The following is a 16,901-nucleotide window of genomic DNA, read 5'->3' as shown; positions in this document are numbered from 1 at the left end:
CCTTGTGTTAGTCTGTTATCAGGCTACTTGTAAAACTGGTTTCAGCATATCATACACGTCAACCTCAAGCGCGTTGCAAAGCTCCACAAAACGCTCTATGGTAACAGCGGTATAACCCAGCTCCAGCTTACTGTAAGCATTTTGCGACATGTTTAATTTATACGCGATATACTCCTGCGTGTAGTTCAGTTTTAATCTGCGGCTACGGATAGTCATCGCCAGTAATTTCCCGTTAAACATGAATATTTTGATTTATAATTAAATACTTAACAAGTATTAAATAATTAGTTTTTATGATTTACGAAAATGAAAACGTCCCGGTTTTCACGAAAGCGATATAAATAACCATCGGAACGATTAACCGGGTTTCTGCGCTAAATTTTGGCGGTACAGCGCCAGCAGATCAACCATATTAATCTCCAGCGCCTCACATAAAACAATAAACTTCCCCAGTGTAATGCCGGTTTGCCCAAGTTCCATTTTGCTGTAAGCGTTTTGCGACATCTCTAACCTCCCGGCAACATAATCCTGCGAATAATTCAGTTGCAGCCGGCGCTCGCGGATAACCATCGCCAGCACTTTTCCATTGTATTTCATAATTTAACCAAGCAGTATGCGCGGGCAGTTTATAATTAACAATTAAAGGCTTAGGTCTCTGCGCTCCCGGTAGCAATTACGGAATTAACTATTAGGTAGTTTTTGTTCTTAAAAATAAATTAAGGATACCTGATTGCAGCTTTGCCCCTGGGCCACAAGCTTCCCCGCTTGTGGCCCACATAAGGATTTCTACTTTTTATTTTTGACTTTTAACTTTAGACTTTACCTTCTACCCCCTCTTCCCTACTTCCCGCGTCATCTTAAAGGTCATGGCGCCCAGCGCGGTTAAAACGGCTACTATTATGGCCCAAAGCGCCCACGCCGGGAAACCTTTAGCGGCGGGTTTCGGTTCCTTGCCTTTAAAATCGGGATTAGCGGTTACAGCGCCCAATGTGGCTGCCGGAAGCTGGCGCTTAACGCTGTCGGTAAAAAATTGAAGGTCGTAATTGGGAAAAGTGGCTACCGAATCGCCAACCAGCAGGTTGTAACTGTTCCCTTTATCTAAATAAGCGATAAGCGACTGGCCCAACTGATAAGCGGTAATGCTCTTCACCTCCAGCGGAGGGTTGTCTTCATTGGCAATTTCGAAGCCGATAAATTTGGCCTTAACAGAAAAGTAAATATCGGCAGGGGCGGCAGAACTGATCACCGTATCTACAAGCAGGCTGCGCGGCCTGCTGCCAATATCGTAGACGCTCACGTTGCGTTTGTAATACTTTGCCCCGGCAATATCCAGGTGCAGCTTGTTAACCAGGTAAGTATCGCCAAGCCTGATAAACACTACGCTGTGCTGCAGGGTGTCTTTTTGGCTGATGCGTGTTTGCGGTAATTGCCTGTATTGAGGGGCAATACTTTGCTTCACTGATATGAACGCCGCAAGAATAGCGATGCCATCCCGCCGCCCGTTATACACCTGCACCCTGAAATATCTGTAATTGCTTGCCGGGAAATTTATTTGCTGCGCGAAGTTTCCCGCCCATCTATTCTTTTCTCCCGAAGACGAGTTTCTGCTTAATATGATATCTTCTTTTATTGCGTACCAATTTTGCAGGTCATCACTGCCGCTTAGCCCGCCCCTGCGCTCTACGTCAATATTGCGCATACCCAGCGTCAACTGGCTTAATGTTAGCCTGTCTTTATTTTCGGCAATAAAAGTGGTGTTGGTGTCTGATCTTGCGCTTAATTTAACCACGGGTAAGGCCATATCAATTACATCACTCAGCTGCGGTAGCCGGTCGCCAAAAATATATGGCACAATTTTCCCGCTCTTATCATACAGCCTTATATCCGCCAAATTACCCTGGCTTTTGGCCAGCACCGCCGGAGGGAGATCGATACGAAAAAAACCTGCAGTATCCACCTTTTGTAAATCCGCTTTATACCTAAATGTTGCCTGGGCAAACAGCGTGGTCGCGCTTACCATCAGCGCCAGCGTTAATAAAAACTTAGTCCTCAATTTTCTTGGCCTCATCTTCCACCAGTATTTTTTTAACCTTTTGATACATAAACGATACGATAAGCAGTATCACACCCAAACAAAAGAAAGCGGCTATTTTACCCGCAGGCGGGATATCCTTTATATCGAATACAAACAATTTCCCCAGCGTAACCGCAAACAGCGTAAGCGAGATAATGCGCAGCGTACGCGCCTTGTTCCGCATCCCCAATATCATCAGCGCGAAGGAGCTTAGTCCCCATAATATAGGCAGCCCCACTTTAATGTAAACGGTTTCGATACGGTCGATAGTTACGCCATGCCCAAAGAAGAGCAGGGTACTGGCCAGGCAAAGTTCGGCACTCAAAAACACCACAATGGCTATGGACAGGATCCAAGATATAGTCGCTTTCAAGTCCTCGTCTAACTCCGCACGCGCTATTTTTATCAGTTGATAAAACAAAAGCGCCACTACTACCGCGGCTACCCAATGCGCCGCGAAATGGCTGGTAGCCGCTTTGTGGTTATCCAGCATGGTATACTCCAATGTAAAGATGGCTGGCAGGCTAAACAGGTAAACTGCAATGGCCAGGGCAATTAGTCCCGCCCCTACGCGCCAGTTTAATGCAATGCCGCTAACGCGTTTGCCCACCATATAAAACAAGTACACAAAGGCAGGGGTATACAGCGTAAGGTATAATATATTGAGGTTTGTACCGGGGTAGCGGCTCGTAAACTGATGGTTTATCTCCAGCACACCGCTGGAAAACAGCAGGATGAACGCCATGCTTTGGTACAATATGCCAGGGATGGCCATACCGTACACCTGCGGTGTTTCGTCGCGTTTTATTTGGAGGTAGAGCAGGTAGCTGCTAATGGCTGCAACCACCGTGGTAATAAACCCTTTATTGGCGATGATGGGCAACAGCAGCAGGGCGGGCCTGTCGTATGACCCGGGCGCGTAATACAGGTTTATCCAGTCCATAAAAAGGCTGATGAGCATAGCGCCCCATACCACCAGCGAGCAAAGCTTCATCAGCTGGATCTTCGATTTCAGGAACAGCCAGTACAGCAGCACCGTTTCCGCAGCCCAAAACAACGTAATGTAATGCCCGTTGAGCTGGATAGGCGCCGTAAGCGATATAAACGTAAGCGTAATGCCAATGAGCAGGTACAGGATATTGGTATCCACCTTTTTGTTTTTGAACAGGATGAACGAGAGCAGCAGGTTAACCACACCCAATGCGGCCGTGAACGGTCCGCGCATGTCCTGCTGCCCCATTTGGGTAAGCAGGTACAGGCCAACCGAAAAATACAGCGCGGTATTAATGAGCAGGATGCTGAAATCGCTGGCCACAAAGGCTTTGTTTTCTTTCACGTTATTAGCCACGTTGATGCCAAAGAATAGCAGGTACAAAATACTCGCGTACAGTAGGCCGGTATGGTAGGTTGGCCCGGTAAGACTGGTAAGCACCGCGCCAAAAACAATTACCGTTAAACCAAACACCACGGCATTGAGCACCCGCCACGATTTATAGTAAGCGATCACCAGCAGGCCGGCGTTCAGTATAACCAGGTAAATAAACAGCGCGTTGTAATTAGCGTGCCCGCTGCTCACCATAAACGGACTCGCCAAACCACCCACCAGGGCAACTACCGCAAGCTCCTGCTTATCGTACAGTAAGGATAGCACAACCGCGAAAATGGTGATCACGATAAGAATAATGAACGACGCGGTTTGATCGAACAAATGGAACTGGTGGTAAGCCAGCGTAATTGTAAAGTATAAGATAGCTAAGCCACCACCCACCAACACCGAGCTAAAGGCTGTGTAGCTGTTACGCATCCGGTGCGCTATGCCTATTAAAATACCGCCGCAAAGCACGCCGATACCTACACGCCCAACCGGGCCAACCCAGTTGTTATCTATAGCGTATTTTACAAAAAAGCCAATGGCCAGTACCAAAATAGCGATGCCAATCTTGTTAATCAGGTTCTCGCCGATGAATTTCTCCAGGTCGGGGTGGCTCTCAAAAAAGGAAAGTTCGGGTTCGGGTTCCGGCTCGCGGTATGTTTTGCGCGGCGGCGGAGGAGGCACGGGCGCGTCTGATGTTTTTATAGGCCGGTGTATCGGGTCGGTAATTACCTGCGGCTGGCGCTCCACTTTTATAGGTTCGGGCGCAGGTATAGGCTCAACCGGTTTGGGTACAGGCAATGGTGCCGGGGGAACAGGTTTTGGCGGCTCGGGCTGTTTCATCTCCGGCGCTTCCCAAGGGCGATCCATGCGTGGAGCGGGCTTTGGCGGTTCGTTATTGCGGTTGAGGGTATACTGCCTTATGGTGTTAGTCAGGTCGGCAATATGTGCTTCCAGCTTGTCTATACGCTGGTTGCTGTTGGTTTTGAGGTTGAAAATCATGATAATAACAACCAGCAAAAGCACTATGTAAATAATTTCCATTATTAGGGATAAGGTTTAATCAAAATAAATGTACGCTTCTATTTTGGGATTACACCGATTAGATTTGATTTCACCGATTTTGGTTTGAGGGTTAGAACGATGTGTGGCTGTCATGCTCTGCTTGTTGAAGGGCGTGGTGTAGTGGTAAGCCGCAATTTCATTCAGGTTAAAAACTGGTGCCTGGCGGATAGCAAAAAAGTTTACAAAAGTTAACACAATTTAATATGTTAACTTTTTAAATATTTGATAATCAATTCATTGATTAATTTACATGGTTTACATAAAACCCTCGCACAACCCTCCCACCTAAACCCGATAGCAACGGAAAGCTCGCTTCTACCGGCGGCTTGCAGCATATAGCGGGGCTATCGGTACCTAACCCCACTACAACTGCTTTTAAAAAAACTCACCTCATCTCTATTTAGTAAAATTAACTAAATAAAATGTTACGTGTATTTATACCAAAAATACCTATTTTAGCTAAATCAATTTATCTCAGCTAATCATCTCACATTACTATACATGTTTAATCCTAAAAACCTTTTAAAAGCGCTGCCTGCTTTTTTATTATTATCAGTCTGCGCGGCGTCTGCCGGGGCACAAACCGCTAAGAAACCCGAGGACAACCGCTTCACCAAAGTAGTGTTGGCCCAGGGCGTGGAGGAGCCGATGCAGTTCCAGATCATGAAAGACGGCCGCGTGATCTACGCCGAACGCAAGGGCAAAATTAAGGTGTACAACCCTGCCACCAATAAAATCACCGTAATAGCCGAGTTTGCAGTAAGCACCAAATACGTCAGTAAAAAAGGCGAAATAAGCGAAGGCGAGGACGGGATGCAAGGCATTATTTTAGACCCCGACTACGATACCAACCACTGGATATACGTTTACTATGCCCCCGCAGGCGATGTGGCCAAAAACACTTTGGAGCGCTATACCTGGCTGGGCAAGGAGATCTTACGAGATACTAAAAAAACAGTACTGGATGTACCTACCCAGCGCGAAGAATGCTGCCACGTAGGCGGCGGGATGCTGTTTGATAAGGACAAGAACCTGTACCTGAGCACGGGCGATAACACTTTCTCCCGCGCCAGCGATGGCTTTACACCACTGGATGAGCGGCCGGGCATGTCGCCGGAGGATTCGCAGAAATCATCGGGCAATACCAACGACCTGCGGGGTAAGATCCTGCGCATCCACCCGGAAGCTAATGGCCCCTACACCGTTCCGGCAGGGAACCTGTTCGCGCCCGGTACACCAAAAACCAAACCCGAAATTTATACCATGGGGAACCGTAACCCCTGGCGCTTAACTATCGACAGCAAAACCGGCTGGTTGTACTGGGGTGAAGTCGGTCCCGATGGATCTAAAGACGATTTTGAAAAACGCGGTCCGCAATCTTACGATGAGTTTAACCAGGCTAAAAAACCGGGGAACTACGGCTGGCCCTATTTTGTGGGCGATAACAAAGCCTACCGCAAGTACGATTTCGGCACCAAACAATCGGGCGAATTATTTAATGCCGAGCACCCCGAGAACCATTCGCCAAACAGCAGCGGGCTTACCGAGCTGCCGCCTGCAACACCGGCCTTTATCTGGTATGCCAAGGGCGTGAGCACACAGTTCCCGCTGATGGAAACCGGTGGTAACAGCGCGGTTGGCGGCCCTATTTTCCGCAAGGCCGATTTTAAGAATGCAAAACGCCCCTTCCCCGATTATTATGAAGGAAAATGGCTGATTACCGACTGGGTACGCGGCTGGGTGAACGTGGTAGAGATTGGTGATAACGGCGAATACAAATCAATGGAACGCTTTTTACCCGAGCTGCGCCTGCGCGGCCCTATCGATATGAAGTTCGGCCCCGAAGGCGACCTGTATGTACTGGAATACGGTAACGGCTATTTTAAAAACAACCCCGAGGCGGAACTCATCCGCATAGAATATAATGGCGGCAACCGCAAACCGCAGGTACAGGCAACAGCCAGCAAAACGGCGGGCGCATTGCCGCTAACGGTGGCCCTGTCATCTGCCGGCACCAAAGATTTCGACGACGATGATGTGCTTACCTACGAGTGGAAAGTAACCAAGGGCGGCAAGCCCTTTAAAACATTTAAAACGCAAAACCCATCGGTAACATTAACTGCGCCGGGGGTTTATAAAGCAACGCTTACCGTTACCGATCTGAAAGGATCAAACAACAGTAAATCGCTTACCGTAAAAGCGGGTAACGAGCCACCCGTGGTTGCCGTAACCGTAACAAAGGGCAACAGCAGCTTCTTCTTCCCCAACAAAACCATCGCCTACAAAGTAAACGTGAGCGATAAGGAAGACGGCAGCCTGGCTAACAAGCGCATTGCCGCTTCGCAGGTTTCGGTGAGCGCCAATTATTTATCCGAAGGGTACAACATGACGGCTATCGCCCAAAAACAACAGGGTGTTGATGCCACCGCAAGATACGCGGCGGGTATAGCGCTCATTGCCAAAAGCGATTGCAGAGCCTGCCACTCGGTGAAAGATAAAGTGCTTGGCCCATCTTTTATTGAAGTAGCCAAAAAGTACAAAAACGACCAGTCGGCGGTTGCCACCCTGAGTAAAAAGATAAAAAACGGTGGTTCGGGTACATGGGGGCATGCCGAGATGCCAGCCCATCCGGCCTTAACCAATAACGAACTGGGCAGCATCGTACGTTATATTTTGAGCACAGCAACGCCGCAGAAAACGCAAAAATCGATGCCGGTAACGGGCATTTATACCACAACGATTCCAAAAGGCGAAAACGATAACGGCAGTTACATTTTCCGTGCATCGTATACTGATAAGGGCACGGCTTCCGCAGCAGCCTTAACTACCGAAAACCTGCTGGTATTGCGTGGCTCACTGTTAACCCCATCACAGGCCAACGGTTCCAAAGAAATGGCCTACAACCGCGACAGCACCATCGTGGTGGTTAAAACAGCGGGTGCCTACCTCAAATTCAACAAGGTAGACCTTACCGATATCAAAAATATCGAACTGAAATTACTCCCACGTGGTCGCGCAACCGATCCGCCGGGTACTGTAGAGATCCGCTCCGGCGCTGCAGATGGCAAATTAGTAGGCAGCTTCACCGGCAGCTATGTGGGTCTAAACACCCTGCAGATCCCTGTAACCGGTGCCGAAGGCAAGGAAGACCTGTATATTGTATTCACCGGCAACCCCGCAAGGTTAAATGGTGTGAAGTTTAATAACGAATAGCGTTTTAGAGAATCGAGATTCAAGAGTCAAGACCAGGACGCAAGTAAAAGCGCTCCTGGTTTTTTGTTTTTTGAAAAACTCCTATATTTTAGGAAAGCAACTGCAGTGCTTAGTGGCTTAGGTTCTGCCCCGTTTTCTGTCCAAGCCGCCGGTAGGCGCGGCTTTCCCGCCACCCGGGTTTAGTTTACGCGGGGTCAGGCTTTTTAGGCACCGCTTAAACCCGCTCTTTTCTACATAGAGCTTAACCACCGGCTTAGCACCCACAGTCTTATCTACCGCCTCCGTTTTGTAGGCTTCGGGCACCCATTCGGGTCTCATTTTTGGTTGGTTATCCATGGTTATGCAACTATAAAAATTTAAGCATGCTATTGAAAATAAAAAAGGGGCGCTGCAAGCGAAAGTTACTAAAAACGCCGCTTTTACGGTAAATACAACCAAAGGTTGCATAGTATTTAATAATATTATATATTGCCTATAATTATTATTATTTATCACCTCAAACTTCACAACCATGCCAAATCATCTTTCAGTTTTAGGGATCATTCATACTGCTATCAGCATAGTGGCGTTGTTTTTTGGGTTTTATGCCTCGTTTCGTTTTGGGAAGATAAATCCGCTAAAGGGCGCGGGCAAATGGTATACCATCTTTACCGTTATTACTTGCATTACCGGTTTCCCCATCATGAAAACAGGGCACTTTACGGGCGCTCACGGTTTGGGTGTAATGATATTGATACTGATCCCGCTGGCCATTTATTCCAGGTCGTTCCGTATACTTGGTAACAAAGCCAAATATGTAGAAACGATCCTGATGTCGGGCACCTTATTTTTTTCGATGATACCCGCCATTGTAGAAACCCTTACCAGGTTGCCTATCTCAGCCCCTATCGCTGCCAGCCCAGCCGCCTCCGAAATAAAATCGTGCCTGATGATACTCATCGTATTTTTTATTACGGGTGTTACCTTCCAGGTGCGTAAGTTAAAAGAAGAAAAAAGTGTGGTAGCCAACGGTTAGATACTTTACTACCAAGTTGTTATAATTCCGGTTAAAAAAGCGCGAAGTATCGCGCCGCTACAGGTTAGCGGATTATTTATTCCATATCCCGGTTGCTTTGTTGGCCATAATGAGCCTGCATTGCCAGGTGATAAATATATTGGTAATAAACATCACAATAATATTGGCCAGTACAGTGCCGGGCAACCCTACTTGTTTTATCAGGAATACCGAGAGCGGGATGTTAATAATGCCAGTGCTTATCACCAGTATAAGTTGTACACGCAGTTTGCCTACACCGTTAAGCACGTAGGCGTGTATCACCATCCAGGTTTGTAATATGGTATAAACCGCTATGGATAGGGAAAGCATCCCCGGTACCACAATATCCTTACCTATCCATAACCTGTACACCATGCCCGAGCACAGGTACATTAAAAAGGCCAGGCCCGTGGCAATCAACCAAAATTTGCGCAGCTTGCGGATAGCGTTTCCTATCCAGTCGAAATCCTGCCGGGCGTAAGCATCGGTAAAAGCGCTCCAATATGGGGTGATGATGATATAAAAAACAATACTTATTGCCGAAAAATACTTGAACGGGATATTAAAGGTGGTAACATCCTGCGGGCCCAGTATACGGGTGATCACCACGTTGTCGGTTTCGTAAAGTACCAGTGCGCCAATCTGTATAAAAAAGAAAGCGCCGCTTACATTCATCAGGCTTTTAGCATTTTTAAGAAATACATCCTTAAACCGGGGCATAAAACTTTTAAGGCTGGTTGCAAACAGGTAGATGTTGGCCAGCAGCAATACCAGCACCGGCGAACCCGACGCCACCAAAACCAGCAAATACAAATTGCCCTTGGTGAAGATAGAGAGCAAAAAAATTAGTACATAGGTAAGCGCTTGCCCCAAAAGCAATATCAGCGATGCTTTAAAAGGCTGGTGCATGGCCATCAAAATACTGTTTACCGGCTGCAATATAAACTGGATACAAAAAGATGCCAGGGTGACAACCAGCACCGGCCACAGATCAAAATTTACCGTGGGCGGTACGCGCAGCAGCCAGTTCCAGTTAAAAAAGAGCCCCACGCTGTAAAAAACTATAAAAACAGTGGTAGCTATACCAAACAGCAGCGCATAAGTGGTGCTGATATCGCGATGGACGGCCTCCTGCTGGTTTAACGCAAACGAATGGGCGAGCTTGTTGCGCAGGCCGTTGCTAAGTCCTATATCAAAAGTATTTATCCACGCCACCAGCGATGCTATGGTGACCCATATACCGTACTGGGTTGAGTTGAGGTAATTAATAGTGAGCGGCAGCAGCATAAAGCCTATCAATACGCTAAGCCCGCGAATTAAAAAGGTGTAGATGATGTTTTTTTTTACCTGCTGGCTGCGCTCGTTGCCTTGCTTCCAAAATGCCTGTACCTTGTTTTTTATAAGGGAAAACATTGGGGGTAGTTTAAACGATGGTACGGTAAGGTGATATTATACATTAATGTTTACTGCTTAACGCAAATTTATATAAAGCGGCAACATTATCATTTTTACGGTTCATTTTATTCCTCCCCGGTTAAAATTTGTTTGGGGAGGATAGCCGCGTCTATCTTCGCGCCGAACAGGTTGGTTTCCCAACCTGACACCTTGCCGCAATTACCTTGGTTCCAGCCGGCGTTGGGCGCGCCTTTGGCATTGGTAAAGTTTACTTTGTTACCGGCAATGGTGTTTAGCAGGCAGCCGCTTTGGTGCTGGTTCCAAATGTACAGCCCCACATTGGTGAACGGTTGCTGGCGGCCATATATGGTATTATTAATAATGCTGATGTGATTACCGCCTGCTATGGCCATGCCATACTGCCCGGGATCTGCCAAAATATTATCTTGCGCTATGATATACGCGCCGCCATTATCGCCCAGCATGATACCGCCGCCGGCTTTGCTTGGCCCACCCCCGCGGATACGGTTACCTATTACCTGTACCGGGCTCGCCGCTGTGCCATGTGTTTTATATACATTAATAGCATCCTGCGGATCGCTTTGGCCGGCAATGTTTTCGCCGGTGTTGTAATTTATTTTGTTGCCAGCGCCATAAACGGCATCAAACTGGGCAAACTGCCCGCGGGGGAACGGCCCCTGCATGTTTTTAAAGCTGTTGTGGCTAATATCTACCCTCTCACTTTCGGTGGCGGAAACACCAGTTGCCAGTTTTTCAAAATAGCAGTTAAGCACCTTTATATTATGCCCCGCCAAAATGGTAACACCATTTTTTTTGGAATGATGAAAGCGCGAGTTTTTTATAGTGATGTTGTAGCATTTAACCAATAGGATGCAGTCGGCGGCATCGCCTGTAATATCCAGGCCGCTTATCACTTTATCGTGCTGGCCGCGCAGCACAAGCGGTTTGACTTTTTTATAGGCTGCCCCCGAATTAACCTGCCCGCAGGAGGTTGTACAGGCTATTGCAAGTATCATAACAGCAAAACAATAGTGTAGCCTCGGCGTAAGCATAATTAAGCGTTTTAAGGATAATGTATACACAACGGGCAACAAGCAAAAAAGTTACCGGGAAAATGGGTTGGAATTCAATTTAAGGTAAAGATGGCCTGGGATGGCCCTTTTTCTTTAAAATGGGGTGGCAGCAATTTTTATTAATTATCTGCCAATTGGGTTTGCCCTTTAAGCAGCATGGAGATTTTCTCTTTAAGTACCAGGTAAATAAAAACCGGCCCATAAAGCAAATAACGGCGCCACAAGTGGTTAGGTTCATGCAAAAGGCGGATGAACCACTCAAGGCCCAGGTTTATCCAAAACTTACTCGGGCGCTTAACCGTTTCCGAATAAAAATCAAATACGGCACCTATAGAGCATATTACATTTACATCAAGCACATCTTTATGCGCGTAAACCCATTTTTCCTGCTTGGGGGCGGTCATACCAACAAAAAGCACATCGGGCTTAAATTTGTTAATATGCATCACCATGTGGGCATTATCGGCATCGCTGAATTTTGTTTTAAAGGGAGGCGAGTATACACCTACCTCTATATTGGGGTATTCGATAGAGAGGCGTTTACGGATCCCATCCAGCGTTTCTTCTGATGAGCCGAGGTAAAAAACCCGGCCACCGGTCTTCTTTAGTTTTTTAAGCAGGTAGTTGTGCAGATCGGCACCGGCAATTTTTTTGATCCTTGCCTTTTTCAGAATTTTTGCAGCGCCAACAATTCCAATTCCATCCGGAAGCAGTAAGTTAGATTCAACCAGGGCTTTTTTGTAAACAGGGTCCTTTTCCGCTATAATGTAGCAGTATTGGTTCAGCGTATTAATAATGCACTTAGACTCCTGGTTAATATCAAATTGATCTAAGCTTGAGGTAAAAATAGAATAGTCGAATAATTTTAAAGTCTGGTATTTATCCATTTTTCTTTAAAAAGTAAGTAAATCTGACATGCATCGGAATAACAATACCATTCATATAAAACACATTCGTTAAACATATAAAAAATGCTCTATATATTATTAATTAAATTCATTTATCGGCTTGCCTTATACCGTTAGCAACAAACTTTTAAATAATCGCCACTGCCAATTTATTAATTAAACTTAATAGCTAACAAAGGTTTAAAATTATAAAATTTACAACTAAAATGAATTTTCGTTCTGAATTTAACATTAAATAATTGTAAAAATCTAATAATCAATTGTTTACCAACTACGCCTGCCATTGTATATAGTATTGTAACAATTTTGCATGTACAAAACAAGCAACCTAAACCTCAAAAAAAGGCCTATAAAACGTAATAATTGCAATAATATGAGTGTCTATTATGCTTATATACGATTTTAACCTTTATGCAGTTGCTTTAAATAATTTAACCAGCTCACCATAGTTTCCGCGTCGAAATGGTCGGTAAGCGTACCGGCCGGGTCAAAATCAGGATGCAGCATCACCTCGGTTTTTTGCTCCCCGTTATAAAACAGCCCGCGCGATAAAAAATGGTTTACCGATTCAAACCTATCGCTGTAGTTAAGTTTGCGCGCGGTAATCCGGCTATTAATATACTGCCGGTACCAAAACTTAAGGTAGCTACCTTCGCGGTAGGTTTGGGCCAGCCTCATTTTTAGCTTAAACTGCCCGGCGGCATGCAAAAATAAATTAAAAAGCCCGGGTAAAGTATGCAAATGATAATGCGAATCGATATGGGTAATGGCTATACCCTGACTTAGGCCTTTATTTATTTGCGCGCTTATTTCTTTAACCAGGGCAAGTTTTTCGGCTTTGGTAAAAAAGCCGGAAGCTTTACCGGTTTTTTGCAGGCTAAAGCAACCATCTGCGTTTAAAAATGCTTCGCCCAAATTTGTAAGCGGTTTCCCCTCGGCTAAATTAATGTGTATCCCTATATTTTTAACACATTGATTATCCCGCGTAATTTGTACCGCTTCTTCAAACCCCGGTGTATTTGTTAAAAGAGTGGCACTGTTAATATATTCGTTTTCGAAACAAAATAATATGGCTTTGTTTACAGATGCGCTGTATCCAAAGTCATCGGCATTGGCGAAAACATTAACCGGAAAAGGCATAAAAACCAATTATTAGTTAAAAAATGAGTTAACTTAAAATGCACTCAAAATTAAAAATTCGTAAACATAACGGCAAATAAACTATAATTTACGCAAAAAAAAACTTTTAAAATTCATCATTTCATATTTTTTGTTATTTTCGCATCAGTAAATTAATAACAAAGCAAACGAGAATGGCAGGCAGCATAAAAGAAATTTATTGGCCCCCCACCTTTAATTTAGCCGTCGTAAATTTCGCTTTGCTTAAGTCCATGCTTATTACTACATTTCGTTTTTAATATTTTTTAACTAAAAACTATTACACATATTGCCTACTATGTTAAAGCATCATTACAGTTTAAATCTATCGTTAAATTATCAAATATGAAATTGAAACACTCATTTACTTTTTTTGCAGCTGTACTAATATTATTTAATTTCTCCTGTACATCTTACAAAAACATCCCTTACTTACAGGATTTGAATAGGGATTCCATTTCGCGGGAGAAGATTTCAAACTATACCCCTCTTACTATTCAAAACGGCGATTTACTGGGTATCCATTTTATTAGTTTAAGTTTGGAAGCATCTGCCATGTTTAACTATAATTTAGAGCGCCCTTACGGCCCAACGGGCAATTTAACCGGTTCCGAAGAAAATGCTGTTGTGGGGTATTTTGTTGACGACGATGGAAACATTTCACTACCACTTTATGGCAAAATAAAGGCCACCGGTATGACTACAACAGCGTTTGGTCACCTTCTGGAAGAAAAATTAGCGTCGGTGTTAACAAAACCAAGTATCAATGTTCGTATTCAAAACTTCAAGGTATCGGTTATAGGCGACGTGAAATTGCCAAATTCATATACAATGGTTAACGAGAGAGCCACAATTTTGGATGCTTTAAGCTTAGCTGGGGATTTAAATATCACCGGTATAAGAAAAATAACACTGATACGCGAAATTGATGGCGAACGCATTTATGTTCCGTTAAATTTGCAGTCAAAAGACATTTTTAAGTCACCATACTTTTATCTTAAAAAGAACGATGTAATTTATGTAACGCCAAATGAGCAACGTGCAGCTAACGATGGATCTACTTTTCAACGAGCCGGCCTAATAGTTTCTGTTTTGTCGATAATTGCCATCCTTTTAACCAGATAATACATACTATATATAAAATATATGAGCAAGCAAAAAACTCAAGTACAAGCCTTTACATTACCAACGGGCGATACCGATACTTCGGCGTCGAGCGACATTGTAAAAAAATATCTATTTCACTGGCCCTTGTTTGTATTGGGAGTAATTTTATTTATTGTGGGTGCATACTTCTATCTGCAAGTAACAAAACCTACTTACCCCATAGTTGCAACCCTTGAATTTAAGGGCCCAACCAGTTCAGAGGGTACCGTTATCGGAAAAAACGGCCAGGACGCGAATTTAGACCCAATTAGCACCCCGGTTATTGTTGAGAACGAAATAGAGGTGATGCAATCTAAAAAACTGATGTATAAGGTTGTTAATGACCTGCAGCTTTGGGTGAACTATCAATCAACAATTGATGGCAAAAAAACCGACCTGTATAAGCAAACACCTTTAACATTCGCGTTTATAAAAGCAAACAACACGATAGATGGCAAAGGCGAAAAAATTAAAGTGGTTATAAAAGATGCCAACTCATTCACGCTAATTGATGATGAGAATGGCGATAAAGATTTTGCATACGGAAGCTCTGTAAAAAGTGATTTTGGCACATGGAAGTTAACACCAACCACCAACTTTAACTCTTTTAAAGGAGCAACGCTTAATATTACGGTGAACGACCCAGACCAGGTTGCCGATGATTACCAGGGAAGAGTGAAGGTGGAACTGGAGAACAAAGATGCTCCTTTTGTAAACTTATCTACATCTGACCAGGTACCAAGCCGTGGTAAGGATATTCTTAACGAGCTAATGGCCCAATATAAAGAAGACGCGATGTCATCTAAAAATAAGGATGCGCAAAAAGCTATCGACTTTATTACCGTGAGGCTTGATTCGCTGGACCGCGACCTTGATATTGACGAGAAGCAAATTGAAGTCTTCAAAAGCAGCTCGAGCATGACCGATATTGCCTCACAGAGCCAGGGTTTCAGAGATATTAGCCAGGCAAACATCAAAGCGAGTAATGAAGCCAACCTACAACTTAGCATTTTAGAAGGCATAGAAAAATGGGTAGATAACCCTAAAAACGCCGGTGCCTTGCCACCAACAAGCGCGCATTTAGAAGACCCGAGCTTAATGGCTTTATATGAAAAACTTACGGTTGCTCAATTGAAGAAATCGGATATGCTGGCAACTATACCAGAATCTAACCCGATGTTTAACTCGGTAAACGAACAATTAGATGCATTACGCAAAGCATTTAAGGATAAAATATCGGCTATGAAGGCATCACAGCTTGCCATCAAAAACCAAATAGCGAATTTCCAGGGTGGCATACAGGCAGGGCTTAAAAAGATCCCTGAGCAAGACCGTGAGTACACCTCCATGAAACGTAAACAAGCAAGTAAAGAAAAAATTTACACCTTCCTGCTTGAAAAACGCGAAGCTATCTCGTTAAGGTACGCCTCTACTGTATCAGATTCTGAAATTGTGGATGATGCGCACGCCGGTAAAGCCAAATGGCCAAAACCATCAATAGTTTACGCGCTTGCATTATTATTTGGCTTAGCCGCGCCGATAGGCTTATTATATGCCCGCGAAAGCCTGAACGAACGTATAAGCAACCGTAAACAAATTGAAGACGCGGTTAATGTACCAATATTGGGCGAGCTTTCGTACCAGGAAGACACAACACCAATCGTGGTAACACAGGGCCGTGGAAAGTTTGCCATCGGCGAGCAGTTCCGTGTGTTGCGTACTAACCTGTCGCACTTGCATGGCAATAGCGATAAAGGCCGCGTAACGTTGTTTACATCAAGCATTGGTAGCGAGGGTAAGAGCTTTGTAAGCTCCAACCTCGCTGTTACACTGGCTTATGCATCAAGGAAAACCATCATATTGGAGATGGACCTTCGTAAACCAAAAATATCGGGCGTGTTTGGCCTATCACCGGAACACCCAGGCATCAGCGATTACCTCGCGGAATTAAAGACCGATATCAAGGCACTTATTCAGCCTTCTGGCATACCGGGGCTTGATGTTTTAGGTTGCGGCCCCATCCAGCCAAACCCATCAGAGCTTTTGGAGAAAGATAAGCTTGATGAATTAATTAACACGCTTAAGGAAACTTATGATGACATACTGATAGATTCGCCGCCAATACACCTCGTTACCGATTCTTACATCATTGCACGTACAGCCGGCGCGGTTGTTTACATGATCAGGCAGGGGCATACCCTTAAAGATGAGCTTGAATTTATCAACGATGTTGACAACGCTAAACGTTTCCCTAAGTTCACACTTGTATTTAACGGTATCAAACGCGATCAGTTCAACTATGGCTATGGCTATACAAACAGCTATTACAGCTCATACAACACTTATACAGATAAGGATAAAGAAACTATCGGTTCAAAGATCAGGACATTCGTAAGGAGATTCTAATTATTAAGTAAAGCCCTTTTATAGTTATTTACAT

The 16,901-nt window shown here is 44.6% G+C and carries 13 protein-coding genes; 4 read left to right on the top strand and 9 right to left on the bottom strand.

What is annotated here, in order from left to right; genetic code table 11:
• Positions 1-18: 18 nt before the first annotated feature.
• The 4 genes from EPL05_RS21360 to EPL05_RS21345 all read right to left on the bottom strand — a co-directional run bounded on the left by EPL05_RS21360 (position 19) and on the right by EPL05_RS21345 (position 4,490).
• A complete protein-coding gene (locus EPL05_RS21360) occupies positions 19-240 on the bottom strand; it encodes a helix-turn-helix domain-containing protein (protein WP_128536024.1) in 222 nt (73 codons plus the stop codon).
• A gap of 117 nt (positions 241-357) precedes the next feature.
• Positions 358-597 (bottom strand): helix-turn-helix domain-containing protein, encoded by a 240-nt coding sequence (locus tag EPL05_RS21355; protein ID WP_128536023.1) that lies wholly within the window; start codon positions 595-597, stop codon positions 358-360.
• 229 nt (positions 598-826) lie between these two features.
• Positions 827-2,068 (bottom strand): hypothetical protein, encoded by a 1,242-nt coding sequence (locus EPL05_RS21350; protein WP_128536022.1) that lies wholly within the window; start codon positions 2,066-2,068, stop codon positions 827-829.
• Entirely contained in the window at positions 2,043-4,490 is a 2,448-nt protein-coding gene (locus EPL05_RS21345; RefSeq protein WP_128536021.1) for a DUF2339 domain-containing protein, read from the bottom strand. Before EPL05_RS21345 ends, EPL05_RS21350 begins: the two co-directional genes overlap by 26 nt.
• Positions 4,491-5,012: 522 nt before the next feature.
• Between EPL05_RS21345 and EPL05_RS21340 the strand changes: the two genes are divergently transcribed.
• Entirely contained in the window at positions 5,013-7,724 is a 2,712-nt protein-coding gene (locus tag EPL05_RS21340) for a PQQ-dependent sugar dehydrogenase (RefSeq protein ID WP_128536020.1), read from the top strand.
• Positions 7,725-7,841: 117 nt separating this feature from the next.
• Here EPL05_RS21340 and EPL05_RS21335 read toward each other — a convergent pair whose 3' ends face one another.
• Entirely contained in the window at positions 7,842-8,060 is a 219-nt protein-coding gene (locus EPL05_RS21335) for a hypothetical protein (RefSeq protein ID WP_128536019.1), read from the bottom strand.
• 175 nt (positions 8,061-8,235) lie between these two features.
• Here EPL05_RS21335 and EPL05_RS21330 point away from each other — a divergent pair, with 175 nt between their 5' ends.
• Positions 8,236-8,739 (top strand): hypothetical protein, encoded by a 504-nt coding sequence (locus tag EPL05_RS21330; RefSeq protein WP_128536018.1) that lies wholly within the window; start codon positions 8,236-8,238, stop codon positions 8,737-8,739.
• Positions 8,740-8,811: 72 nt separating this feature from the next.
• Here the strand turns inward: EPL05_RS21330 and EPL05_RS21325 are convergent, their stop codons facing one another.
• The 4 genes from EPL05_RS21325 to EPL05_RS21310 form a co-directional block, all read right to left on the bottom strand.
• The gene (locus EPL05_RS21325) at positions 8,812-10,173 is read right to left on the bottom strand and encodes a lipopolysaccharide biosynthesis protein (protein WP_128536017.1); all 1,362 of its coding nucleotides are present in this window, start codon (positions 10,171-10,173) and stop codon (positions 8,812-8,814) included.
• Between the two features lie 107 nt (positions 10,174-10,280).
• The gene (locus EPL05_RS21320) at positions 10,281-11,192 is read right to left on the bottom strand and encodes a right-handed parallel beta-helix repeat-containing protein (RefSeq protein ID WP_166727777.1); all 912 of its coding nucleotides are present in this window, start codon (positions 11,190-11,192) and stop codon (positions 10,281-10,283) included.
• A 176-nt stretch (positions 11,193-11,368) separates the two neighbouring features.
• Positions 11,369-12,136, bottom strand: coding sequence for a WecB/TagA/CpsF family glycosyltransferase (locus EPL05_RS21315; protein WP_128536015.1), 768 nt, complete (start codon positions 12,134-12,136; stop codon positions 11,369-11,371).
• Between the two features lie 423 nt (positions 12,137-12,559).
• Positions 12,560-13,297 carry a carbohydrate deacetylase gene (locus EPL05_RS21310; protein ID WP_128536014.1) on the bottom strand — a complete coding sequence of 246 codons (738 nt, stop codon included), beginning with the start codon at positions 13,295-13,297 and terminating at the stop codon, positions 12,560-12,562.
• A gap of 363 nt (positions 13,298-13,660) precedes the next feature.
• On the opposite strand from EPL05_RS21310, the gene EPL05_RS21305 reads away from it, so the two are divergent.
• Positions 13,661-14,440: a polysaccharide biosynthesis/export family protein gene (locus EPL05_RS21305; protein ID WP_128536013.1), complete on the top strand. Its 780-nt coding sequence runs from the start codon at positions 13,661-13,663 to the stop codon at positions 14,438-14,440.
• 21 nt (positions 14,441-14,461) lie between these two features.
• Positions 14,462-16,867, top strand: coding sequence for a GumC family protein (locus EPL05_RS21300; protein ID WP_128536012.1), 2,406 nt, complete (start codon positions 14,462-14,464; stop codon positions 16,865-16,867).
• Positions 16,868-16,901 lie beyond the last annotated feature (34 nt).

Origin of the sequence: Mucilaginibacter gilvus (genome assembly GCF_004054195.1) — a bacterium.
In the GTDB taxonomy this organism is placed as follows: domain Bacteria; phylum Bacteroidota; class Bacteroidia; order Sphingobacteriales; family Sphingobacteriaceae; genus Mucilaginibacter; species Mucilaginibacter gilvus.
Note: the sequence above shows the minus strand (reverse complement) of the source record. Positions and strands in the feature narration are given on the sequence as shown.